Origin of the sequence: Ralstonia sp. RRA (genome assembly GCF_037023145.1) — a bacterium.
Lineage (GTDB): Bacteria > Pseudomonadota > Gammaproteobacteria > Burkholderiales > Burkholderiaceae > Ralstonia.
Genome location: NZ_CP146092.1, coordinates 1,277,421 through 1,299,044, shown reverse-complemented (window position 1 = coordinate 1,299,044; position 21,624 = coordinate 1,277,421). Strand labels below are relative to the sequence as shown.

Below are 21,624 nucleotides of genomic sequence, written 5' to 3'. Positions count from 1 at the left end.
GTTGGGTGTTACGCAGTCGGGGATACCGGCGCCTCAGAGCGCAGCACCCGAACCGGCACGGACTTGTAGGACGGCGTGCCACTCTCCTTGTCGATGTAGTCCAGCGGCACCAGCACATTCGCCTCGGGGTAGTACGCCCCCACGGAGCCACGCGCAATGCTGTAGGCGATGGCCGTGATCCTCTCCAGGCGCAGCTTCCGGCCGGACACGATGGTCTCGATGTCGACCAGGTCGCCATGTTCGAGCCCGCGTGCGGCAAGATCAGCTTCGTTCATGAACAGCACGTCGCGCCGACCAAACACGCCGCGGTAGCGATCGTCCAGCGCGTAGATGGTGGTATTGTACTGGTCGTGGCTGCGCAACGTGATGAGACGCAGCACGTCCTCGCCGCCGAGGACATCGGCGTCCTCCCGCACCCCGCCGTACACGGAGAACATCGCCTTGCCCGTGGGCGTTGGCCATTGGCGCTCGGTGGGCGGCAACGGCAGGCGGAAGCCGCCCGGCGTGCGGATGCGCTCGTTGAAGCGCTCGAAACCAGGGATGGTCTTCTCGATCAGGTCGCGAACCTTGTCGTAGTCGGCAACCAGCTCCATCCAAGGCACCTTGCTGTGCGGCAACGTCGCCTTCGCCATACCGGCAACAATGGCCGGCTCGGAACGCAGGTGCTCGGACGCCGGCGTCAGCTTGCCCGCCGATGCATGGACCATCGACATCGAATCCTCAACGGTGATCGATTGCGGGCCACCGGCCTGCATATCAAGCTCCGTCCGGCCCAGGCAGGGGAATACGTAGGTTTCCTTGGCCACCAGCAGGTGCGAGCGGTTGAGCTTTGTACCGACGTGCACGCTCAGGTCAAGCTTGCCCATGGCCGGAAAGCTCTGCTCCGGATCGGGCAGTGCCACCGCAAAATTGCCGCCCAGGCAGATCAGCGCTTTCGCCTTGCCGTCGATCATGGCCTGCATGCCGTTGACGGCATCGTGCCCATGCGCCGCAGGCGGCTTGAAGCCGAACACGCTTTCAATGCGCTGGAGAAAATCGGCGGACGGCTTTTCCGTAATGCCCACCGTCCGGTTGCCCTGCACGTTGGAGTGGCCCCGTAGCGGACAAATGCCGGCACCCGGCTTGCCAAAATTGCCGCGCATCAGCAGCAGGTTGGCGATCAGGCGCACGTTGGCCGTGCCCTTGTTGTGCTGAGTCACGCCCATGCCATACGTGATGATGGTGGCGTTCGACTTGGCATAGGCCTCAGCAACCTGCTCCAACTCGGCGCGCGTCAGCCCGCTGGCCTTTTCGATGTCGGGCCACGTTGCGGCTTCCAGTTCGGCTGCGAATGCATCAAAGCCCTGGGTGTGCTCTGCAATGAAGTCGCGGTCCAGCACATCGCCTTGCGTCGCCTCCATGGCCAGGAGGGCCTTCATGATGCCGATCAGCGCGGCAGCATCGCCACCGCCATCGACCTGGTAGTACGTCGACGCGATACGGGTCGAGCCATAGGTGGCCATTTCCAGCCAGTTCTGCGGGTCAGCAAAGCGCTCCAACGCGCGCTCGCGCAGCGGGTTGAACACGATGATCGGCACGTTGCGCCGTGACGCTTCGTGTAGCGTGCCCATCATGCGCGGATGGTTGGTGCCCGGGTTGTGACCGATCGAGATGATCAGCTCGCAGTGTTCGAAATCCTCCAGCGACACCGTGCCCTTGCCGATGCCGATCGACTGCGGCAGGCCGACGCTGGTGGGCTCGTGGCACATGTTCGAGCAGTCCGGGAAGTTGTTCGTGCCGTACTCTCGCGCGAAGAGCTGATAGAGGTAGGCCGCCTCGTTCGATGCCCGCCCGGAGGTGTAGAACTCGACCTCATCGGGCTGGAGCCCGCGCAGGATCTCGCCGATGCGGTTGAAGGCGTCTTCCCACTCGACAGCGCGGAAGGTGTCTTTCTCGCGGTCGTAGACCAGCGGATGCGTCAACCGGCCCTTGTCTTCCAGTTCGTAGTCGGACCATGTGAGCAGTTCCGATACGGTGGTCGTGGCAAAGAACTCGGGCGGCACACGCTTGTTCGTCGCCTCCCAGGTTACGGCCTTGGCACCGTTCTCGCAAAACTGGAAGGTGGAGCGGTGCTCCTTGTCGGGCCAGGCACACCCCGGGCAATCGAAGCCCGTGGGCTGATTGGTCCGCATCAGCGTGATCGGCGCCTGGAATTTGTCCATCTGGTCGTGAACGGCCTGTGCCGTTGCCCGCAGCGCGCCCCAGCCGCCGGCAGGGCCGTCATAAGGCCGGATGCCGGGAACTTCGCGTCGATTTGCCATGTGAATCTCCATCGCCCCCAGCCAGGGTTGGGGGCTTGCGTTGGTAAAGCCGCGGCGCGGCCATGGGTTGAAATGAAACGGTTCGACGCACCTGATACGTCAGGCCTCAGATGTGGCGGTGCCTTTGGTGCCTTTGGTGCCTTTGCCGCTCTTTTTCTCAGCGGTGTTTTTCTCTTGCGAGAGAGGGGATTTCCCTTCCGTTGCGGGCGACGCGAGCTTGTTGAAAGTCACCGTACCGCTGTCCCTGTCGAAATCCACCTCCACGGTATCGCCCGATTTGAGCGTGTCGCTCAGAATCTCCTTGGCAAGCTGCGTTTCGATCATCTGCCGTACCTGACGCTTCAGCTCACGCGCACCGAACTCGGGTTGATAGCCCTCCTCCACCAGGTGCTCGACAAGCGCCTCACCCATCTTGAGCGTAATGTCCTGTGCCGCCGCGGTACGCCTCACCCGGTCAAGCTGGATCTGCACGATCGCGCGAATGTTCTGCCTGGACAGCGCGTTGAACACGATGATCTCGTCGATCCGGTTCAGGAACTCGGGGCGGAAGTGGCCTTTCAGCACCGGCATCAGTGCATCGCGCAGCGCCTTGTCGGTCTTGCGCTCGTCTTCGGGTCGCTCAAGGTTGTCCATGATGATCGACGCGCCAAGGTTGCTGGTAGCGATCAGGATCGTGTTGCTGAAGTCCACCACACGGCCCTTGCCGTCAGTCAGCCGGCCATCGTCAAACACCTGCAGCAGTACGTTGTTCACGTCCGGGTGAGCCTTCTCGATTTCGTCGAGCAGGATCACGCTGTACGGGCGCCGTCGCACGCGTTCGGTCAGTTGGCCGCCCTCGTCGTAGCCGACGTATCCCGGAGGTGCGCCAATCAGGCGCGCAACCGCGTGGCGCTCCATGTATTCCGACATGTCGATGCGGATGATCGACTGCTCGTCGCCAAACACCGTTTCGGCCAGCGCCTTCGCCAGCTCGGTCTTGCCCACGCCAGTGGGGCCAAGGAACAGGAAGGTGGCTATCGGGCGATGCGTTTGCCCGAGGCCAGCGCGCGAGAGCCGTACTGCATCGCTCACGGCGACGACGGCGTCGTCCTGACCGACCACGCGCTCGCGCAAGCGCTCTTCCATTTTCAGCAGCTTCTGGCGCTCTTCCTTTGTCAGCTCCGACACCGGAACACCGGTCAGGCGTGATACCACCTCGGCCACCGATGCCACCGTCACCTCCCGCGTCTCCGAACCGGTCTTGCGCTGCCAGGCTTCCATCTTCTCGTCGAGCGTAGTCTGCTTGGCGTTGATCTGCTCTTCAAACTGCTTGGCTTCATCAAAGCGCTTGCGCGACGCGGCGTAGTCCTGCTCGCGCTTCAGTTGTGCGATTTCCGCCTCACCTTCCTGAATGTCCGCCGGACGCGATGTCGCGCCAATCCGCACGCGCGCCGCTGCCTGATCAATCAGGTCGATGGCCTTGTCGGGCAGGAAGCGCGATGTGATGTAACGGTCCGCAAACTCGGCCGCGGCAACAAACGCATCATCGGCAAAGGTCACCTGGTGGTGCGCCTCCAGGCTGTCGCGCAGGCCACGCAGGATGACGATGGTCTGCTCGACGCTGGGCTCCGGCACAAGCACGGGTTGGAAGCGCCGCTCAAGCGCGGCATCCTTTTCGATGTACTTCTGATACTCATTGAGCGTGGTGGCACCGATCAGGCTCAACTCGCCGCGAGCAAGCGCAGGCTTGAGCACGTTGGCAATGTCGAGCCCGCCCTCGCCGCCGCCCTGCCCCGCGCCCACGATGGTGTGCAACTCGTCGATAAACAGGATCAGCTCCGATTGCTTGGCGGTCACTTCGTCAATCAGCTGCTTGGCACGCTCCTCAAACTCGCCGCGATACTTCGCGCCCGCCACCATCGAGTTGATGTTGACCTCCACGAGGCGCTTACCGCGCAGCACTTCCGGCACATCGCCGTTGATAATGCGCTGCGCCAAGCCTTCGACAATGGCCGTCTTACCGACACCCGGCTCGCCAATCAGCACCGGGTTGTTCTTCTTGCGACGGGCCAACACTTCAATTGCGCTTTCGATCTCCTGCGCGCGCCCAAGCACCGGGTCGAGCTTGCCCTGGCGCGCCAGCGTGGTGAGATCGCGGCCAAACTTATCGAGCGTGGGCGTGCCACTCGGCGCATCCACCCGGCCGTCTTCCGCGCCTTTTCCGACCACCTTGACGACCTTCTGGCGCAAGGCCTCCGGCGTCACTCCGTACTTCTTCAGCAACGCGCCGGCAATGCTCTCCGGCACCGCCGCCAGCCCGATCAGCAGGTGTTCGGGGCCCACATAGGAGTGCCCCAGATCCCGAGATGCCTGAAACGCATACTGGAACGCCTTCTTCAGGCGCGGTGACACCGTCGTCTTGTCCATTGACGCGTCACCGTCGTCAGTGCCCGTCTTGGCGTGTTCGTCGATATAGCTGCGGATATCCTGCGCAGAAAGCTTCAGCTCCTTGAGCAGCGCGGCACAGATATCGGTGTCCGCAAGCACGTACAACACGTGCTCGGTATCCAGTTCACGGCGATGCAGCTCGTGGGCCTTCTCCGCAGCACGCTGCAGCAGCTCAAGGGTCTGCTCGCTGAAGGCGTCGATCACGTCCACCGATTCCCGGGGGACCTCGGCAGAGAAACCTGCGCCATGCTCATCAGCGTCGCCAAACTCATCGAACAGGCGTGACAGCCCACCACCTCCGCCCCCCAACAGGGAGTCGAACGGATTGAGCATACTTTGATGCCGCATGAGTTGCCGGTAGTGGTAGTCGCAGATCGAGATTGACTTGCGCTCGCCGTCCTGCACCACGGCGACACGCGCGACGGCGGGCCGGACATTGCAAATATCGCAGAGAGTGGACACGATGCGACAACCTCCTTCTATGAGTGCGCATCTCGCACGCTGCCGTCGCAAGCGCGATGCGCTTCATGCGGATGCGGCCGTGCAAGCCTGTCCGCTTACGTTAGCTGATCGCCGTATCCGCTCCAAGGTACAGTTGACAGCCGCCGGCCTGTGTACAGCGCACTGCGCTTGTCATGGCCCCGTCATGGCACAGCAAACACGTGATCCTGCGCTGCACGGCAGGCAACGCCCCGCTGCGGGTGAAGAGCACAGAACTTGGCGCCCCCGAGGTCGAGCCATCACTAGGTCAGCAGATACCGGCGCTGCGGCACAACTTCGGGCGGAATCTCGCGATCACATAGCTCCAGGACGGACCGCTCGATCGTGCGCGTAATGGCATCGAGCGGCAACGCATTCGGCGCAACGCTGAACGGCTCGGCAACTTCATTGGCAATCGCCTCCAGTGCAATCAGCGTGTACGAGATGAACACACACAGCAGCGGCGTGAAGAACTCCGTGGAATCCACCAGGCCGAACGGCAGCAACATGCAGTACGCATATGCCGTGCGGTGCAACAGCACGCTGTAGGCGAATGGGATGGGCGTGGACGCAATCCGCTCGCAGCCGCCGAGTGTCTTGCCCATGTCGTTGAGCTGCGCATCCAGCATCCAGCGTGTTGTGTCCGAAGCCGGCGCCTCGCCTTGCAAACGGACCAGGCGGCTTCGGATGTCATTGAGGATCGCCGCGGGCCGGTAGCACTTGTGTTGCAGCGCTTGCGCCTGTTCTGCACCGAGCAGGCGCGTTAGATCGGCCGTCGGGTCCGTCTTGCGCAACTGATGCTTGAGCGCATAGACGAACGCAATCACGGTGTTGGCCACCCTGATGCGGTCAGCCTGACTCACGTGCTCCGGCAGATAGCACAGCATCTGCGAAGTCAACGCGCGGGACGCGATCAGCAGGTTGCCCCACAGGTGCCGCGCCTCATCAAAGCGTGCGTAGCTGGCGTTATTCCGGAACGACAGGAAGATTGCCAAGGCGAGGCCGAACAGCGTGAAGGGCGTCGTATTGAGCGGAATCTTCTCGCCCAGGATGCGGCCCTGTGTGATGACCGCCAAGCTGCTGAACACCGCCATGAACATCAGCTGCGGAATAATGGATTGCAGCACCGAGCCGTTCCAGACGAACAGCATGCGAAACCAGTTCTCCCGTGGCCGCACAATCATGATGCGTCACCCGCGCCCTTGAAATCGTTCATCGGTGTGGTCAGTGGTGGTAGCCCGGATCCCCCTCGCGCACCTTGCCCCGGAACACGCGATACTGCATCGCGTTGTAGACAAGGATGATAGGCAGCACGATGACGGTGCCGACCAGCGCGAAGAGTTGGCTGGAATGGCTGGACGACGCCTGCCAGATCGTCAACGACGGCGGCACGATGTTCGGCCAGATACTGATGACCAGCCCCGTATAGCCCAGGAAGACCAGCGCGAGCGCCAGCAGGAATGGCGTGGCGTGATGATGTGCGCGCTGGCTGGTGCCAAAAATGCCCCAGACGCAGGCCACCACCAGAATGGGTACCGGCAGGAACCAGCCGAGATTGCCGCTGCCGAACCAGCGATGCGCAACCGCAGGCAGCCCAATCACCGTCCACAGGCTGATGACCGCCATGATGCCGAGCAAGACGCCTGTGAGCGGCCGCATCAGCAAGCGCATCTCGTGCTGGAGCCGGCCCTCCGTCTTCATGATCAGCCAGCCGCAGCCAAGCATGGCGTAGGTGAACATCACGCCGAACCCGCAGAACAGGCTGAACGGCGACAACCAATCAAACGCGCCACCAACGAAACGGCCATCGGCAATCTTGATCCCCTGCAGCAGCGAGCCCAGCACGATGCCCTGACAGAACGCCGCCAGGGCGGAACCGCAGATGAATGCGAGATCCCACAGGTTCTGCGTGCGGCGTGCCTTGCCACGCAACTCGAACGCCGCACCGCGAAAGATCAGCCCCACGACCATCAGGATCAGCGGCAGATAGTTGGCCGGCAGCAGCGTTGAGTACACCACCGGAAACGCCCCGTACAACCCGGCGCCGCCCAGCACGAGAAACGTCTCGTTGCCGTCCCACACAGGCGCGACCGTGTTCATCATCACCTGCCGGTGCACCTTGGATTCAAAGAACGGAAACAGCAGGCCGATGCCCAGGTCGAAGCCGTCCAGCATGACGTACAGGAACACACCGAACCCGATGATTCCGGCCCAGATGACAGGCAGATCGATTTGCATGGCTTTACTCCCCTTGCAGCGCATCCAAGGCGCGGTTGTGCAATTCCGGATGCTTGCGCGCAGTGCTGTGCGCGTCGGCCTGCGCCACCGGCCCGCGCCGCATGAGCTTGAGCATGTAATACACACCCATGCCAAACACCGCGAAGTAGACGATGACGAAGATCAACAGCGACACCCCCGCAAGCTGCGCGCTGACAGGCGAGACGGAGTCCGCCGTGCGCAGCACGCCGTAGACCGTCCACGGCTGCCGGCCAACCTCGGTTGTCACCCACCCTGCGAGCAACGCCACCAGGCCCGATGGGCCCATGCAGAGCACGAAGCGCTGGAACCAGCGGGCTTCGTACAGCCGTCCGCCCTTTCGCAGCAGCAGACCTAGCACCGCTGTGAGCAGCATCAGCATGCCCAGCCCGGCCATGATCCGGAATGACCAGAAAACGATGGGCGAATACGGTCGCTCTTCTTTCGGGAACTCCTTCAGGCCACGAATCTCGCCATCCCAGCTATGCGTCAGGATCAGGCTGCCCAGGTGCGGCACCTGCACTGCATAGCGGGTGACCTCGGCATCCATGTCGGGCAAGCCGAACAGGTTGAGCGCGGTGCCGCCCTTTTCGGTGTCCCACAGACCTTCGATGGCGGCGATCTTGGCGGGCTGATACTCGCGCGTGTTCAGGCCGTGCGCGTCACCGATAAAGATCTGGATTGGCGCGAGCAGCAACAGCAGCCAGAGCGCCATGGAAAAGCTGCGCTTGACCGGCACGTCACGCCGCCCGCGCAACAAGTGCCACGCACCGCATGCCGCCACCATGAAGCCCGCCACGATGAACGCGGCAATCGTCATATGCGCCAGTCGATACGGGAACGACGGGTTGAACACCACCTTCAGCCAGTCGACCGGCACGATGCGGCCGTTCTCGATGGCGAACCCCTGCGGTGTCTGCATGAAGCTGTTCGACGCCAGAATCCAGAACGTGGAGATCAACGTGCCCAGCGCCACCATCAGCGTGGCAAAGAAGTGCGCACGCGGGCTGACGCGCTCCCAGCCAAACAGCACGATGCCGAGAAACCCCGCCTCCAGGAAGAACGCGGTCAGCACCTCGTAGTGCAGCAGTGGCCCCGTGATGTTGCCCGCCACCTGCGAGAACCCGCTCCAGTTGGTACCGAACTCGTAGGCCATCACCACGCCCGACACCACCCCCATACCAAAGCCGATGGCGAAGATCTTCGACCAGAACAGGAACATGTCCTTGTAGGCCTGGTCTCCTGTCAGCAGCCAGCGCCATTCCAGTACCGCCAGAAAGCTGGCCATGCCGATGCTGATGGCTGGAAAGACGATATGGAAGGACACCGTGAACGCAAACTGCAATCTTGCGAGATGAAGTGCATCGAAGATTTCCATGATGTCTATGGCTCTGGGTGACAGCGGGACACTGCCGCATTGCGCAGCAGCGTTTCAAGGCGACGCGCACGTGGGTTGGTGCGAGTCGTGCCCGACGGTAACGCGACACGAATGCCGCCCGCAATCAAATCTCGCTGCGCGTGAACTGTGCTCCGAGCAACTGCCGCGAGGTGTGCATGGAATGCGCACACAACTGGCGGCTCTGCTCAAAACTGTGCTCTGCGCGCTCGGTTCCGGACGTTGGCTGAGCAGGCTTGCACATGCCGCCGTGCTCAAACTGTGCTCTGCCCAACTCGGTCAATGTGTGCCTGTCCGGCCCGCAATGACGCGCCTAACCTTGGAGACCCATGCGCCGCCACGAGGACCACCATGCAGCCACGCTTCACGTCCGCCGACCACGCTGGCAGCGAGTCCTGCGCGGTCACGCGCTATCGGAACGGCGCCCCAATATCAACCGCTGACAAGGTGGTCGAGGAGTTGCCGGTCGCGCTGGTCTTCAACGGTATCTCGCATGCGGTGATGATGGCGACGCCCATCGACCTGGAAGCGTTCGCACTGGGCTTTGCGCTCAGCGAAGGCATTGTCGAGTGCGCGTCCGACGTCTTCGACATCGAAGCCATCCACCGGCCAGACAGTGCCGAGGTACAGCTGACGATTTCGCAGCAGGCATTCATGGCGCTCAAGGACAAGCGCCGCACGCTGACCGGACGCTCCGGGTGCGGCGTTTGCGGCATCGAAAGCATTGCGCTGCTCGATCTTCACCCCACGCACATCGACCACGCGGGCACCGCAAACGATATCGGCGCCGCTGCCATCGAGCGCGCCGCGCGCGAACTGCCAGCGCATCAGGTGCTCATGCACGAGACCGGTGGTATCCATGCCGCGGCATGGTGCTCCCGTAACGGTGAAGTGCTCAGCGTCTTTGAAGATGTGGGCCGCCACAACGCACTCGACAAGCTGATCGGCCAACTCGCCCGGCTGAAGATCGATACGCGCACGGGCTTCGTGTTCTTGTCGAGCCGCGCCAGCTATGAACTGGTCCGCAAGGCCGCCCGTGTGGGCATTCCGATGGTCGCGACGATCTCCGCCCCCACTTCGCTCGCCATCGACATTGCACAGCAAGCGGGCATCCGGCTGCTTGGCTTCTGCCGTGAGAACGGCTTTGTCGAGTACACCTCGCCCATCACCGAATCCACTGCCAACTTGGCGCCAGCAATGGCCTGCGGTCCTTCCCGCTAGCGCGGCGATGCCTCATGGAGCATAGCGATGACACCCGCCTCCGATCACCCACCCGCACAGTCTGACGTACAGACCAGCACCGACACCCCAGACATCGAGGACACAGCTTTTCAGTCTGATGGCCGACAACTGAACATTGCTGCAGGCTTCGAGGTGCGCCTGCAGCGCAGCCCGATTGAGATTCAAGCCGAGCTTGAGCCGATCATGCGCAACCCGAAAGTCGGCGCAGTCGTGAACTTCGTGGGCGTCGTACGACAAAGCGGCGACCTCGATGATGTGATCGCGCTGGAGCTGGAGCACTACCCCGGCATGACCGAGCAAACGCTCTGGACACTCATTGAAGAAGCGGCCGCACGCTGGGAAGTCGAGGCTGTGAAGATCGTCCACCGCGTGGGCCGCATCGCGCTGGGCAATCCGGTGGTGCTGGTTGCAGTAGCCGCACCGCATCGTGCATCGGCGTTCGACGCCTGCGAGTTCCTGATGGACTTTCTCAAGACCCATGCACCGTTCTGGAAGAAGGAGATCCAGCGCAGCGGCGCATCCGAATGGGTCACGACCAAGATCGGCGACGAGCAGGCCATGAAGCGCTGGGGGTAAGCACATCCATGAAACTCAACATCCGATATTTCGCCAGCATTCGCGAGCAGTTGGGCATCACGCAGGAAACCATCGACATCGACGTGCCCGAACTGCGCATCGACACACTGCGCGCCACCCTGGCCGCGAGGAATGCGCAAACCGCCGAGGCGCTGCGCACAGGCCGGCCGGTGCGGGCTGCCGTCAATCAGGAAACCGTCGACGGCGCGTTCATCGTGCGCGAAGACTGCGAAATTGCGTTCTTCCCGCCCGTCACCGGTGGCTGACCTGCAGCCACCTCCCCCACGCTCAGCGGTCGCACATCGCGACCAGCTTGCCGACGGTAATGACAGCCTGCTCGATCTCGCTCGACCACGTACTGCTGTAGTTGAGCCGGATGTAGTTGCGGTAGGTATCCGAGATCGAGAACATGTAACCCGGCCCAATGGTGATGCCACGTTCCAGCGCAAGCTGATACAAGCGCATCGCATCCACCTTGGGCGGCAGCTCTACCCACAGCACGTAGCCCCCTGCCGGGCTTGACATGCGCGTGCCCGCCGGAAAAAACCGCGAGACCATCGCCCGCATCAGGTTGGCCTGTTGCGCGTAGGCCTTGCGGACCCGTCGCAGGTGGTGCTCGTAGCCGTCGTGCTCCAGGAACTCCGCGATGGCCAATTGCGGAATCGACGGCGTGGTCAGCGTGTTCAGGAACTTGAGCTTCTCCACCTGATCGCGATACCGGCCCGGCAGCGCCCAGCCGATCCGGTACGCAGCCGTCAGGCTCTTCGAGAACGACGAGCAATGCAGCACCAGCCCCTTTTTGTCGTACGACTTCAGGCTGCTCGGGTGTGCGTTGCCGTAGTACAGCTCGTTATAGACGCCGTTCTCGATCACGGGAATATCCACCCGCGTGAGGAACTCAACCAGCTCGCGCTTGCGCTCGTCTGGCATCTGGAAACCCAGCGGGTTCTGAAAGTTCGGCATCACCATGCACGCCGCAATCGGCTGCGACTTCACGATCGCGGCCAGCGCGGCAATGTCGATGCCGTATTCGGGGTGCGTCGCCACCTCGATGGCTTTCATGCCCATCCGCTCGATCGCGTGGAGCATGGCGTAGAACGTGGGTGACTCCACCGCAATCACGTCGCCGGGCTTGGCGACGGCCTGCAGGCAGAGGTTCATGGCCTCCGTTGCGCCCACGGTGACGATGATCTCGTTGGGGTCGACCGACAGGCCGTTCTCCAGGTAGCGGCGCGCGATCTGGCGCACCAGTCGGGGATGGCCGGGCGGCAGTGCGCCCGTCACGCCCCACAGCCCCTTCTCGCGGCCGGCGGTGTAAGCGTAGCGGTTGAGCTTCTCGAACGGGAACAGCGCAGGGTCCGGATACGGCGAGCCCAGCGGTATCGCATCGTTGGCGCCAATCGAGCGCAGGGTCGAGAGCACCAGCCGGCTCACGTCCACCGACGACGAGATCGCCATCGGCTTGGACGGCTGCAGCTCGCGCATGTGCAGTTCGCCATTGCCGCGCTGCAAGTTCACGAAGTAGCCCGACTGCGGGCGGCTCTCCAACAGCCCACGGCTTTCCAGCAGCAGATAGGCGTGCAGCACAGTGGTGATGCTGATGCGATGCTGCTGGCTGGCCTGGCGCACCGATGGGATGCGGTCTCCGTGGCGATACACGCCTTGCCGGATGAGGCGCTCGAGATCGTCTGCAAATTTCTCATAGAGCTTCATCGGCTGCTCCCTGCCCACGGTTCTCCGCCAGCGTCAGTACTTGTGCTCCGTCTTGCGCGTTCCACGACTGTGCTCCCTTGACGGCTCGCCATGTCCGGCAGGCCGCATGTGTATTCGATATGGGAAGCGTAAAGGCACAGTGCAGACGGGCATGAGCACACATCAGTACAGCGCGGAAGAGTACAGTTTTACGCGAATTCTTAATTTCTCGCGAACTGTATTCCGATCGATCAGGACGGCGATTGCGTCACATTTTGGGGCGGGATGTCCCGAGCGCACGCAGGCGCAGCGATGTCGATACCCAGGAGGGCATGCGCCCGCCACAGATCGCGGCGGGCCGAAGTCACAACAACGAATATCCAAGCGTTCAGAACTTGTGACGCACCCCCAGCATCACCCCCAGCCGCGAGTTGTTGCCGTAGGTATTGCCCGAGTTGTTGAACGCAGCAGCGCTGTTCAGCGCAATCCAGGCACCTTGCAGGCGCGTGTAGTCCACCTCTGCATACACGTCGGTACGCTTGCTGAAGGCATAGTCGAGCATGCCGGCGGTGGTCAGGCGCTTGCCGCTGGTATCAAGATGCTTCATCCAGTCGTACTGCACGGTGCCGATGAAGCTCAACGCGCCGGAGATTGGCACCTTCGCGCCAACATAGGCGGCCTGGTTCTTGTAGTCCGCCACATCCAGCCGGCTGTTCGTATAGCCCAGGTACCACGTGGCAACGGCGGTATCGAGCTTGCCGCCAAAGCCCCAGACCGTCTGCTTGCTGGCCAGCGCCGCCGGCACCGCGCCAAAGAATGCCGAAGACACATCGCGCGTGACCTGGTACACCGCGCCCACTTCCGCCGACCCCATGCTGTAGACAATCGAGCCTGCTCCGGCCGAACTCTTGCTGAAGCTGCCGGCGGCCTCGCCAAAGGTCCACGCGCCGGCCAGCTGCAAGCCACCGAACGACTTGATGTACTTGACCGTGTTGTCATAGCGCAGGCCGGTGTAGTTGCCGCCCTGATAGCCGACGATGGAGTTGTTGGCAAACGCCATCGCTTCATACGAAGACAGCACCTCATGCGCCAGCGTGTACTGGCGGCCGAGGTAAAGCTTGCCGTAGTCGCCCTCCAGGCCGACGACCGCGGTGCGCCCAAACAGCCGGCCGCCCTGCTGACTACCACCGGTATCGGGAAAGAAGCCAGACTCCAGGATGAACATGGCCTTGGTGCCGCCGCCCAGATCTTCCGTGCCGCGCAAACCCCAGCGGCTGCCGGTCAGCACGCCGTCCATTATCTGCAGATTGCTGTTGCCGGCCGCATTTTCATGCGTGCTGTAGCGGATGGTGGTGTCGATCAGCCCATAGAGCGTGACGCCGCCTGCCGTTTGTGCCGCTGCCGGCAGGCTCGTGGCTCCGAGTACCAGTGCGGCGATCATTGTCTTGTTCATGGCTCCCCTGTCTCCTCTTTGATGTGATGGGGTTGGATGTGCGATGGCTGCCCGCGCAACCGTAGCGGTGCGTGGAAACCGCCCACAGCCGCACACGCCGTGGGCGTCAAAGGTGTCGTCGTGGTTTAGCGATCAGCCGCTGTCGCGCCCGTTCGGCTCATCTGCGCTTGCACGGCCATGCGCACAGCCGCGTTTGCAGCGCCATAGCCCAGGTAGCCGTCGCGCTGGACGAGCTCGAAGAAGAAGCGCTCGCGGAAGGGCTCGGTGTAGACGTGCAGGAAATCGCCGTGGGGATCGCGGTCGTAGAGCAGCCCGTCGTCGTGCAGGCGCGTGAGCAGCGTGTCGTCCAGGCCGAGCCTGGCGGCCACGTCGGCGTAGTAGTTCTCGGGCACGTGCAGCATGCGGGCCGCGCCGCGGTCGATGGCTTCAACGGCGTCGAACAGCCGGTCCGTACGGAAGGCAATGTGATGCACGCCCGAGCCCGCATACGCGGCAATGAAGCGGCCGGTTGCCGTGTGCCCGCTTTCCGACACGTTGAGCGGAATCCGCAGGTTGCGGTCCGGGCTCACCATCGCCCGGCTTTTCACCAAGCCGTAGGGGTCGGCAATTTCCTGCACCGCTTCGGCCTGCATGCCGAAAACGGCACGATAGAACAGCACAAAGCTGTCGAGCCGATGCGCGGGCAGCGCCTGTGCAACGTGATCGATCGAGGCCAATCCGGTGGCATCGGGCTGCGCTTCGGGCTGCGCTTCGGGCTGCAGAATGAAATCGCTCTCGTAGATGCTGCGCTCGGCGTGGCGATCGTCGATCAGATAGAGCAACGTGCCATCCGGTGCGCGCAACGCAGGAATGCTGCGCTCGCTCGGCCCCACCGGCCCACGCCACTCCTGGCAACACAACGCGCGGGCACGTGTCATTGCGCGCTCGGCATCGTCCACCTTCAGGCCGATCGCGCAGACGGACGGCCCATGCAGTTGGAAGTGTTCGGACGCCGCACTGTCCTGCTCCATGTTCAGGATCACATTCACGCCACCCTGCCGGTACAGATCGACCGCCTTGGAGCGATGGTGCCCCGCCAGGCCAAACCCCAACGCACGCAGGCGCGTCTCCAGCTCCCGCCCGGCTGAGGCATCCACGGCAAACTCCAGGAAATCCACGCCGGCAAAACGGGCGGGCTCAGGCAGCGCAACGCCACCGGCTTCCGACTCCAGCCAGATCAGCGATCGCATGCCGTCCAGGGCCGTCAAGCGCGCAGGGGCGGAGCGAAACTCGTCATTGAAGACCTCCAGCGACAACGGCCCCGCATAACCGGCGGCAAGCAGATCGCGCGCGAACGCCGCGACTGGCAGATCGCCCTGTCCGGGGAAATTGCGGTGATGCCGGCTCCAGGACAGCACGTCCATCGACAGCTTGGGCGCATCCGCAAACTGCACGAAGAAGAGCTTGTCTGCAGGCACGTCTTGGATGCCATCCAACGTGTCGCCCAGCGACAGCGTATGGAAGCTATCCAGGATCAGCCCGAGCGCGGGGTGGTCGGCCTGCTGCACGATCTGCCATGCTTGGCGCCAACGCCGGGTGTGCCGGCCCCAGGCGAGCGCCTCGTAACCCACGCGCAGCCCGCGTTGCCCAGCGGCTTCGGCCATCTGGCGCAGATCGTCCGCAGCACGCGCGGGGTCATCGATTGCGATGTCCTGCACGTTGCTGCACACCAGCACCGTCTCGACACCCAGTTCGGCCATCACGTCGAACTTGCGCTGGGCACGCGCCAGATTGCGGGCGAGCAGATCGTGCGGCATCGCCTCGAAATCGCGAAACGGCTGATACAGCATGATCGCCAGCCCCAGGTCTGCCGCCATCTGCCGTACGCGCGCCGGCGAGCCGTCGAAATTCAGCAGGTCGCTCTCGAAGATCTCGATGCCGTCAAACCCGGCGGCGGCAGCCGCTTCCAGTTTCTCGGGCAACGTGCCAGACAGGCACACGGTGGCAATACATTTGGGATGGCGCCCAGGGCGATGCGGGTTCATGGCGATGCAGTGGTCAGACAATGACCGCAGCGTAGGTGGGCACCCCGTGCGCTCACAAGCGGCATTCGCGCAACAGCGTTCGATAATCGTACAATCATGCGCACATATCGCACGTTCCTAGGGTTATCGCCATGAAGAAAGAACCACTCGATCGGCGCGACTGGATCGCCGGGCTCGAGAAAGGGCTCGCCATCCTTGAGGCGTTCGACCATGACCATCCACGCCTGACGCCCACGCAGGCGGCCGAGCTGACCGGGCTGACGCGCACGGCCGCGCGCCGCTACCTGCTGACCCTGGAGCACCTCGGTTACCTCACCAGCGAAGGCACGCTCTTCAGCCTGACGCCGCGTGTGCTGAAGGTGGGGTGGTCTTACTTCGATTCGGCCCGCCTGCCGCGTACGGTGCAGCCCTTCCTGCAGCAGGTGACGGCCGCCGTTGGCGAGGTGGCCTACCTCAGCGTGCTGGATGAATGGGAGTTGGTGTTCATCTCGCGTACCAGCACAAGTCGCGTGATGAGCACGGGCTTTGTGCTGGGCGCGCGCGTGCCGGCGCCGCTTGCATCCGCCGGGGTGATGATGCTGGCCGCGCAGCCCGAGCAGGCCGTCAAGGCATGGCTGGAGACCTGCGTGCTGACGCCCTATACGCCGTACACGATCCTGCAGCGCGAACGGCTGCTCGATGAAATTCGCAAGGCCAGTCGACAGGATTACGCCGTGGTTGAGCAGCAATTGCAGATCGGCGTGCGCGGCGTGGCGGTGCCGCTGCGCGATCGCCAAGGCAACGTGATTGCCGCGTTGAGCGTGAACATGCAAGTCGGCGAAGAGACCACGGAGCAGGCCTTGCAGCGCGTGCTGCAGGTGCTGCAGGACACCGCGCTGTCGATCATGCGGGTGTTGTAGGCCGACAGCCCATCACGCACTTTCCCGGCGCAATACCTCACCCTTTGTCACGCGTACGGACTCGGAGAAACCCTTGAGTCGTACGTTATTCGCACCATGTTGTGCGATTATCGAACGTTTTTAGCCGGCAGCGGCTTGTGCCCCGCCATGGCGGCGGACTACGCTGCGGTGCGTGTACAGACGGCCCTTCATTGCACCAACTTCACGATAGGCCGCACAGATCAAAACCGGAGACCACCATGACCGCAGCCCCTGCCCACGAGCCCCTGGGCAAGCACCAGTCGAAGAAAGCCGCCGCCAGCGGCTGGATCGGCTCGGCGCTCGAGTACTACGACTTCTTTATCTACGCCACCGCGGCGGCGCTGATCTTCCCGCAGATCTTCTTCCCCAAGGGCGATCCGAAGACGGCCATCGTCGCCTCACTGGCCACGTACGGCGTGGGGTATATCGCACGGCCGATCGGCGCGTTTGTGCTGGGCCATCTTGGCGACACGCATGGGCGCAAGAACGTGCTGCTGGTGTGCATGTTCCTGATGGGTTTTTCGACCATCGCCGTGGGTCTGCTTCCGACGTATGACCAAGTTGGGCTGTTGGCCCCCACATTGCTGGTCATCATGCGGCTGATCCAGGGTTTTGCCGTGGCCGGTGAAATTTCGGGCGCCAGTTCGATGATCCTGGAGCATGCACCGTTTGGCCGGCGCGGATTCTTTGCGAGCTTTACGCTGCAGGGTGTGCAGGCCGGGCAGATCCTGGCGGCTGCCGTCTTCTTGCCGCTGGCGCACTACATGCCTGCCGAACAGTTCAACACCTGGGGCTGGCGCATTCCGTTCCTGCTGAGTTTCATCGTCATCGTCGCGGGCTACGTCATCCGCCGCGAAGTGCACGAAACGCCGGCCTTTACCGCTGAGCAACAGCAACAGGGCCGCCCCCGTTCGCCGATCCTCGAGGCTTTCAAATACAGCACGCCCGACATGCTGCGCGTGGTCTGCATGGCGCTGATGAACGTGATTCCGGTGGTGGCAACCATCTTCGGCGCAGCCTATGCGGTGCAGCCGGCGTACGGCATCGGCTTTGCCAAGGACATCTACCTGTGGATTCCGGTGGTGGGCAACATCGTCGCCGTGCTGGTCATTCCGTATGTGGGCGACCTGTCCGACCGCGTCGGCCGCAAGCCGCCCATCGTGATCGGCTCGCTGCTTGCCGGCCTGCTCGCGTTTGGCTATCTGTATGCCATCAGCATCAAGAATGTGCCGCTGGCGTTTGGCATGTCGATTCTGATGTGGGGCGTGGTCTACCAGGGCTACAACGCGGTGTTCCCGAGCTTCTATCCCGAGCTGTTCCCGACGCGCACCCGTGTGTCGGCGATGGCCATTTCGCAAAACATCGGCACCGCCATCACCGCCATGCTGCCGGCCCTCTTCACGGCCGTGGCGCCCCCGGGTTCTGACAACATCTGGCTGACCGTTGGCGCCATCGCCTTTGGCGTGACCATCGTGGCCGCCGTGGCAGCTATCAGTGCCCGCGAGACCTACCGCATCCACATGGACGACCTGGGCCAGCCAGCCGCGCAACCCGTCGACAAAGCCGAATACGCCCGCCAGCGGGCCGGCGCCCTGGCTACCTGAAACACGCACCTCCTGAACCATGATTTCTGGAAAAACCACCCTCATCGCCCACATCGGCGACCCGACCGAGACCTTCAAGTCGCCGATGATCTACAACCCCTGGTTCGAACAGAAGGGCATCGACGCCGTTGTGGTGCCGATGGGGGTCAAGGCGGAGGACTACACGCAGAGCCTCCAGTCGATCTTCCGCTTCACCAACCTGCGCGGTGCGCTGATCACCATGCCGCACAAGGTGACGACGGTCGGTCTGGTCGACGAGGTGACGCCCGCTGTGCGCATTGCCGGCGCGTGCAACGCGGTGCTCAAGCGCGAAGACGGTACGCTGCTGGGCGACCAGTTTGATGGCGCAGGCTTTGTGCGCGGCGTGCTGCGCAAGGGGCACAAATTGGAAGGCGCGCGCGTGCTGCTCTCCGGTGCTGGGGGCGTGGGCTCGGCGATTGCCGCGTCTCTTGCCGCCGCCGGTGTTGGCGAGCTGGCCCTGTACGACACGCGCGCAGCCTCGGCTGAATCGCTGGGGCGGCGTCTGCGCGAGCATTACCCTGCGTTGGTGGTGCGCACCGGCTCGAATGACCCGGACGGCTTCGACATCGTCGTCAACGCCACCCCGGTGGGCATGAAGGACGACGACCCGCTGCCCTTCGACGTGTCACGCATCGCGCCCAGCTGCTTTGTCGGCGAGGTGGTCATGAAGTCGGAATACACTCCGTTGCTGCGCGCGGCGCTCGACAAGGGCTGCGAAGTCCAGGTCGGCACCGACATGCTGTTCGAGATGATTCCCGCCTACCTGGAGTTCTTCGGCTTTGGCACCGCAACCGCAGAAGAACTGCGGCGTACGGCAGCCATTGCCTACTGAGTTCGATGACGCGTCGCCCGCTGAGCTTTGCCCTGCTGCTGCCGCTGTTGCTGTCTGCGCAGCCAGTGGCCACCGACAGCTACCTCCCCGCCCTGCCCGCGATCGCCCAGGCGCTGGGATCAGCCAGCACGAGCCTCACGGTCTTCGCGCTGGCCTTTGGCATGGGGCAGCTGCCGATGGGCAGCCTTGCCGATCGGTTTGGCCGTCGACAGGTCCTTCTGATCGGGCTGGCGTGCTACGCCCTTGCGGCGCTGGCCGGCGCCCTGTCGATGACCGCGCCGATGCTGACGGCAGCGCGCGCCATGCAGGGTTTCGCCATGGCGGCCATCCTGGTGTGCGCACGTGCGGCCGTACGCGATCTGCATCCGGCGCGCGACGGCCCACATGTGATGGCGCGTGGTCTCACCGGGCTGGGCTTCGTGGCATTGGTGGCGCCGATTCTTGGCGCCTTTGTCGCGCAGCATGCCGGTTGGCGGTGGGTGCTCGCAGGCATGAGCGGCTATGCGCTCGTGCTGTGGGCAATGTGCTGGTACGGCTTTGCAGAGACCCGGCAAGACACCCACACCCAGGCAGGCGGCGTGCGCGAGATCTTTGCCAGCGCGGACTTTCGCGTCTGGGGGCTGCTGGCCGCCACGACCTACGCCGGCATGTTCTGCTTCCTGCTGCTCTCGCCGATGGTCTATATCGCATACCTCGGCCTGTCGCCCGAGCTGTATGGCTGGATACCGGCCGGCGGCTCGCTCGTCTATATCGTGAGTACGACCGTCTGCCGGCGCCTGCTGCGTCACCAAAGCCTCGTGCGGACGGTGCAGCAAGGCGCAACGCTCAGCCTATGCGGCGCCGGCATCCAGGCGCTGGGCTGCTGGCTACTCCCCGGAGAGGCATGGCCGCTGCTGCTTGGGCACGGCGTCTATTGCATGGGCCACGGCATTCACCAGCCCTGCGGCCAAGCCGGAGCGGTGGGCGAACTACCGCATCTTGCGGGGCGCGCGGTGTCATGGTCGGGCTTCATCATGATGCTGGCCGCCTTCTGCCTGGGGCAAACGGCTGCCGCCTTTGACAACCCATCGCACAGCCTGGGCGCATGGCCCATGGTCGCGCCGATGATGCTTGCCGGGGCTGTGCTGGCGTGCATCGCCTTCCTCTGGTTGCCCAGGTTGTCCGATCTGTCGAATCCGCAAAGGGCTGCCGCATAGCGGTTGTCGGGTGCGCATTGCCACGCGTGTGGTACACAATGCGGTGTCCTCATTCTTTGCTCATCACAGGAGTTCGCACATGAGCCGCAATGCCGACCTGCCGTTCAAGACCGCCGGCTTGGAGTTCATCGAGTTCGCCACGCAGGCGCCGGCCGCGCTCGGCCAGGTATTCGCCTCGCTCGGCTTCAAGGCCATCGCACGACACGTCAGCAAGGACGTCACGCTGTATCGGCAAGGCGACATGAATTTCCTCGTCAATGCCGAAGCCGATTCCTTCGCGCACCGCTGGGCCGAGGAATACGGCGTGGGCATCTGCGCGATCGGCATCCGCGTCGATGATGCGCAGCGCGCCTATGACCGTGCTGTCGAACTGGGCGCATGGCCGGCCGAGGCCGAGCCGATCGGCCCGAGTGAACTGGTCATCCCAGCCATCCAGGGCGTGGGCGATACGCACCTGTACTTTGTCGATCGCTGGCGCGGCAAGCACGGCGCCAAGGGCGGTCTGGGCGACATCTCCATCTACGACATCGACTTCCGGCCGCTGGACCCCGACACCGCGCACGAAGACTGGCACCACGCCGGTGTTGGGCTGGCGCGGGTCGATCATCTGACGCAAACCGTCGGTGCCGGCCGGCTGCAGGACTGGATCGATTTCTATCGCAACCAGCTGGGCTTTAGCGAAATCCACGAGCTGCACGCCAATTGGCACGTGGCGGCGGATTCCCGCGTGATGGTGTCGTCGTGCGGCACCATCCGGATTCCGCTCTACGAAGAAGGCACGCACCGCGCCCACCTGATGCACGCCTACCTGCCCGACCACCCCGGTGAAGGCGTGCAACACATTGCACTGGCCACCGACGACATCCTGCATACGGCCGCCGCGCTGGCAGCCAACGGCCTCACCTTTGTTGAACCGCCGCCGCATTATTACGACACCGTTGATGCACGCCTGCCCGGGCATGGCCTGGATCTCGGTGCCCTGCGTCAGTACGGCATCCTCATTGATGGCGAGATTGTCGGCGGTGTGCCCAAGCTGTTCCTGCAGACCTTTGTCAAACGCCACCCGGGCGAGATCTTCTTCGAGATCGTGCAGCGGCGTGGGCACCATGGCTTCGGCGAGGGCAATCTGCCCGTGTTGACCGCGGCGGCCTGACCCGCTTCCACCCAGCCATGAAAAAAGCCCGCCAGAGTTTCGGCGGGCTTTT

16 protein-coding genes are annotated in these 21,624 nt (G+C 63.4%); 8 read left to right on the top strand and 8 right to left on the bottom strand.

Annotation, left to right across the window (positions count from 1 at the left end):
• Positions 1-8: 8 nt before the first annotated feature.
• From V6657_RS23890 to V6657_RS23870, 5 genes are all read right to left on the bottom strand, one after another.
• Positions 9-2,300 carry an FdhF/YdeP family oxidoreductase gene (locus V6657_RS23890; protein ID WP_048936061.1) on the bottom strand — a complete coding sequence of 764 codons (2,292 nt, stop codon included), beginning with the start codon at positions 2,298-2,300 and terminating at the stop codon, positions 9-11.
• Positions 2,301-2,399: 99 nt separating this feature from the next.
• On the bottom strand, positions 2,400-5,189 hold the full coding sequence (locus V6657_RS23885; protein ID WP_048936060.1) for an AAA family ATPase: 2,790 nt from the start codon (positions 5,187-5,189) through the stop codon (positions 2,400-2,402).
• A 281-nt stretch (positions 5,190-5,470) separates the two neighbouring features.
• Positions 5,471-6,391: a bestrophin family ion channel gene (locus tag V6657_RS23880; RefSeq protein WP_048936059.1), complete on the bottom strand. Its 921-nt coding sequence runs from the start codon at positions 6,389-6,391 to the stop codon at positions 5,471-5,473.
• Positions 6,392-6,431: 40 nt separating this feature from the next.
• A complete protein-coding gene (gene cydB / locus V6657_RS23875; RefSeq protein WP_048936058.1) occupies positions 6,432-7,445 on the bottom strand; it encodes a cytochrome d ubiquinol oxidase subunit II in 1,014 nt (337 codons plus the stop codon).
• Positions 7,446-7,449: 4 nt separating this feature from the next.
• Positions 7,450-8,841 carry a cytochrome ubiquinol oxidase subunit I gene (locus V6657_RS23870; RefSeq protein WP_021192517.1) on the bottom strand — a complete coding sequence of 464 codons (1,392 nt, stop codon included), beginning with the start codon at positions 8,839-8,841 and terminating at the stop codon, positions 7,450-7,452.
• Between the two features lie 369 nt (positions 8,842-9,210).
• On the opposite strand from V6657_RS23870, the gene fdhD reads away from it, so the two are divergent.
• The 3 genes from fdhD to moaD are packed head-to-tail and all read left to right on the top strand — an operon-like array spanning position 9,211 to position 10,943.
• Positions 9,211-10,080, top strand: a complete 870-nt coding sequence (gene fdhD / locus V6657_RS23865; RefSeq protein WP_048936057.1) for a formate dehydrogenase accessory sulfurtransferase FdhD — start codon at positions 9,211-9,213, stop codon at positions 10,078-10,080.
• A 27-nt stretch (positions 10,081-10,107) separates the two neighbouring features.
• Positions 10,108-10,677 carry a molybdenum cofactor biosynthesis protein MoaE gene (locus V6657_RS23860; RefSeq protein WP_082170327.1) on the top strand — a complete coding sequence of 190 codons (570 nt, stop codon included), beginning with the start codon at positions 10,108-10,110 and terminating at the stop codon, positions 10,675-10,677.
• 8 nt (positions 10,678-10,685) lie between these two features.
• The gene (moaD, locus tag V6657_RS23855) at positions 10,686-10,943 is read left to right on the top strand and encodes a molybdopterin converting factor subunit 1 (RefSeq protein ID WP_048936056.1); all 258 of its coding nucleotides are present in this window, start codon (positions 10,686-10,688) and stop codon (positions 10,941-10,943) included.
• Positions 10,944-10,965: 22 nt separating this feature from the next.
• Here moaD and V6657_RS23850 read toward each other — a convergent pair whose 3' ends face one another.
• From V6657_RS23850 to V6657_RS23840, 3 genes are all read right to left on the bottom strand, one after another.
• Positions 10,966-12,390 carry a PLP-dependent aminotransferase family protein gene (locus V6657_RS23850; RefSeq protein WP_048936055.1) on the bottom strand — a complete coding sequence of 475 codons (1,425 nt, stop codon included), beginning with the start codon at positions 12,388-12,390 and terminating at the stop codon, positions 10,966-10,968.
• Between the two features lie 367 nt (positions 12,391-12,757).
• Positions 12,758-13,822, bottom strand: coding sequence for a porin (locus V6657_RS23845; RefSeq protein ID WP_048936054.1), 1,065 nt, complete (start codon positions 13,820-13,822; stop codon positions 12,758-12,760).
• A gap of 125 nt (positions 13,823-13,947) precedes the next feature.
• Positions 13,948-15,846, bottom strand: coding sequence for a sugar phosphate isomerase/epimerase and 4-hydroxyphenylpyruvate domain-containing protein (locus V6657_RS23840; protein ID WP_048936053.1), 1,899 nt, complete (start codon positions 15,844-15,846; stop codon positions 13,948-13,950).
• Between the two features lie 131 nt (positions 15,847-15,977).
• Between V6657_RS23840 and V6657_RS23835 the strand changes: the two genes are divergently transcribed.
• The 5 genes from V6657_RS23835 (at position 15,978) to V6657_RS23815 (ending at position 21,572) form a co-directional block, all read left to right on the top strand.
• Positions 15,978-16,745 (top strand): IclR family transcriptional regulator C-terminal domain-containing protein, encoded by a 768-nt coding sequence (locus tag V6657_RS23835; protein WP_048936052.1) that lies wholly within the window; start codon positions 15,978-15,980, stop codon positions 16,743-16,745.
• A 239-nt stretch (positions 16,746-16,984) separates the two neighbouring features.
• A complete protein-coding gene (locus V6657_RS23830) occupies positions 16,985-18,370 on the top strand; it encodes an MFS transporter (protein WP_048936051.1) in 1,386 nt (461 codons plus the stop codon).
• 19 nt (positions 18,371-18,389) lie between these two features.
• Positions 18,390-19,223 carry a ThiF family adenylyltransferase gene (locus V6657_RS23825; RefSeq protein WP_048936050.1) on the top strand — a complete coding sequence of 278 codons (834 nt, stop codon included), beginning with the start codon at positions 18,390-18,392 and terminating at the stop codon, positions 19,221-19,223.
• A 5-nt stretch (positions 19,224-19,228) separates the two neighbouring features.
• On the top strand, positions 19,229-20,419 hold the full coding sequence (locus tag V6657_RS23820) for an MFS transporter (protein WP_048936049.1): 1,191 nt from the start codon (positions 19,229-19,231) through the stop codon (positions 20,417-20,419).
• Between the two features lie 79 nt (positions 20,420-20,498).
• Positions 20,499-21,572 carry a VOC family protein gene (locus tag V6657_RS23815; protein WP_048936048.1) on the top strand — a complete coding sequence of 358 codons (1,074 nt, stop codon included), beginning with the start codon at positions 20,499-20,501 and terminating at the stop codon, positions 21,570-21,572.
• The last annotated feature ends 52 nt before the right edge of the window (positions 21,573-21,624 follow it).

Coding starts and splice junctions, on each gene's coding strand:
- fdhD (WP_048936057.1), top strand. CDS start 9,211: ATGCAGCCACGCTTCACGTCCGCCGACCACGCTGGCAGCGAGTCCTGC.
- moaD (WP_048936056.1), top strand. CDS start 10,686: ATGAAACTCAACATCCGATATTTCGCCAGCATTCGCGAGCAGTTGGGC.
- V6657_RS23840 (WP_048936053.1), bottom strand. CDS start 15,846: ATGAACCCGCATCGCCCTGGGCGCCATCCCAAATGTATTGCCACCGTG.
- V6657_RS23860 (WP_082170327.1), top strand. CDS start 10,108: ATGACACCCGCCTCCGATCACCCACCCGCACAGTCTGACGTACAGACC.
- V6657_RS23850 (WP_048936055.1), bottom strand. CDS start 12,390: ATGAAGCTCTATGAGAAATTTGCAGACGATCTCGAGCGCCTCATCCGG.
- V6657_RS23845 (WP_048936054.1), bottom strand. CDS start 13,822: ATGAACAAGACAATGATCGCCGCACTGGTACTCGGAGCCACGAGCCTG.
- V6657_RS23825 (WP_048936050.1), top strand. CDS start 18,390: ATGATTTCTGGAAAAACCACCCTCATCGCCCACATCGGCGACCCGACC.
- V6657_RS23835 (WP_048936052.1), top strand. CDS start 15,978: ATGAAGAAAGAACCACTCGATCGGCGCGACTGGATCGCCGGGCTCGAG.
- V6657_RS23870 (WP_021192517.1), bottom strand. CDS start 8,841: ATGGAAATCTTCGATGCACTTCATCTCGCAAGATTGCAGTTTGCGTTC.
- V6657_RS23820 (WP_048936049.1), top strand. CDS start 19,229: ATGACGCGTCGCCCGCTGAGCTTTGCCCTGCTGCTGCCGCTGTTGCTG.
- V6657_RS23815 (WP_048936048.1), top strand. CDS start 20,499: ATGAGCCGCAATGCCGACCTGCCGTTCAAGACCGCCGGCTTGGAGTTC.
- cydB (WP_048936058.1), bottom strand. CDS start 7,445: ATGCAAATCGATCTGCCTGTCATCTGGGCCGGAATCATCGGGTTCGGT.
- V6657_RS23830 (WP_048936051.1), top strand. CDS start 16,985: ATGACCGCAGCCCCTGCCCACGAGCCCCTGGGCAAGCACCAGTCGAAG.
- V6657_RS23890 (WP_048936061.1), bottom strand. CDS start 2,300: ATGGCAAATCGACGCGAAGTTCCCGGCATCCGGCCTTATGACGGCCCT.
- V6657_RS23880 (WP_048936059.1), bottom strand. CDS start 6,391: ATGATTGTGCGGCCACGGGAGAACTGGTTTCGCATGCTGTTCGTCTGG.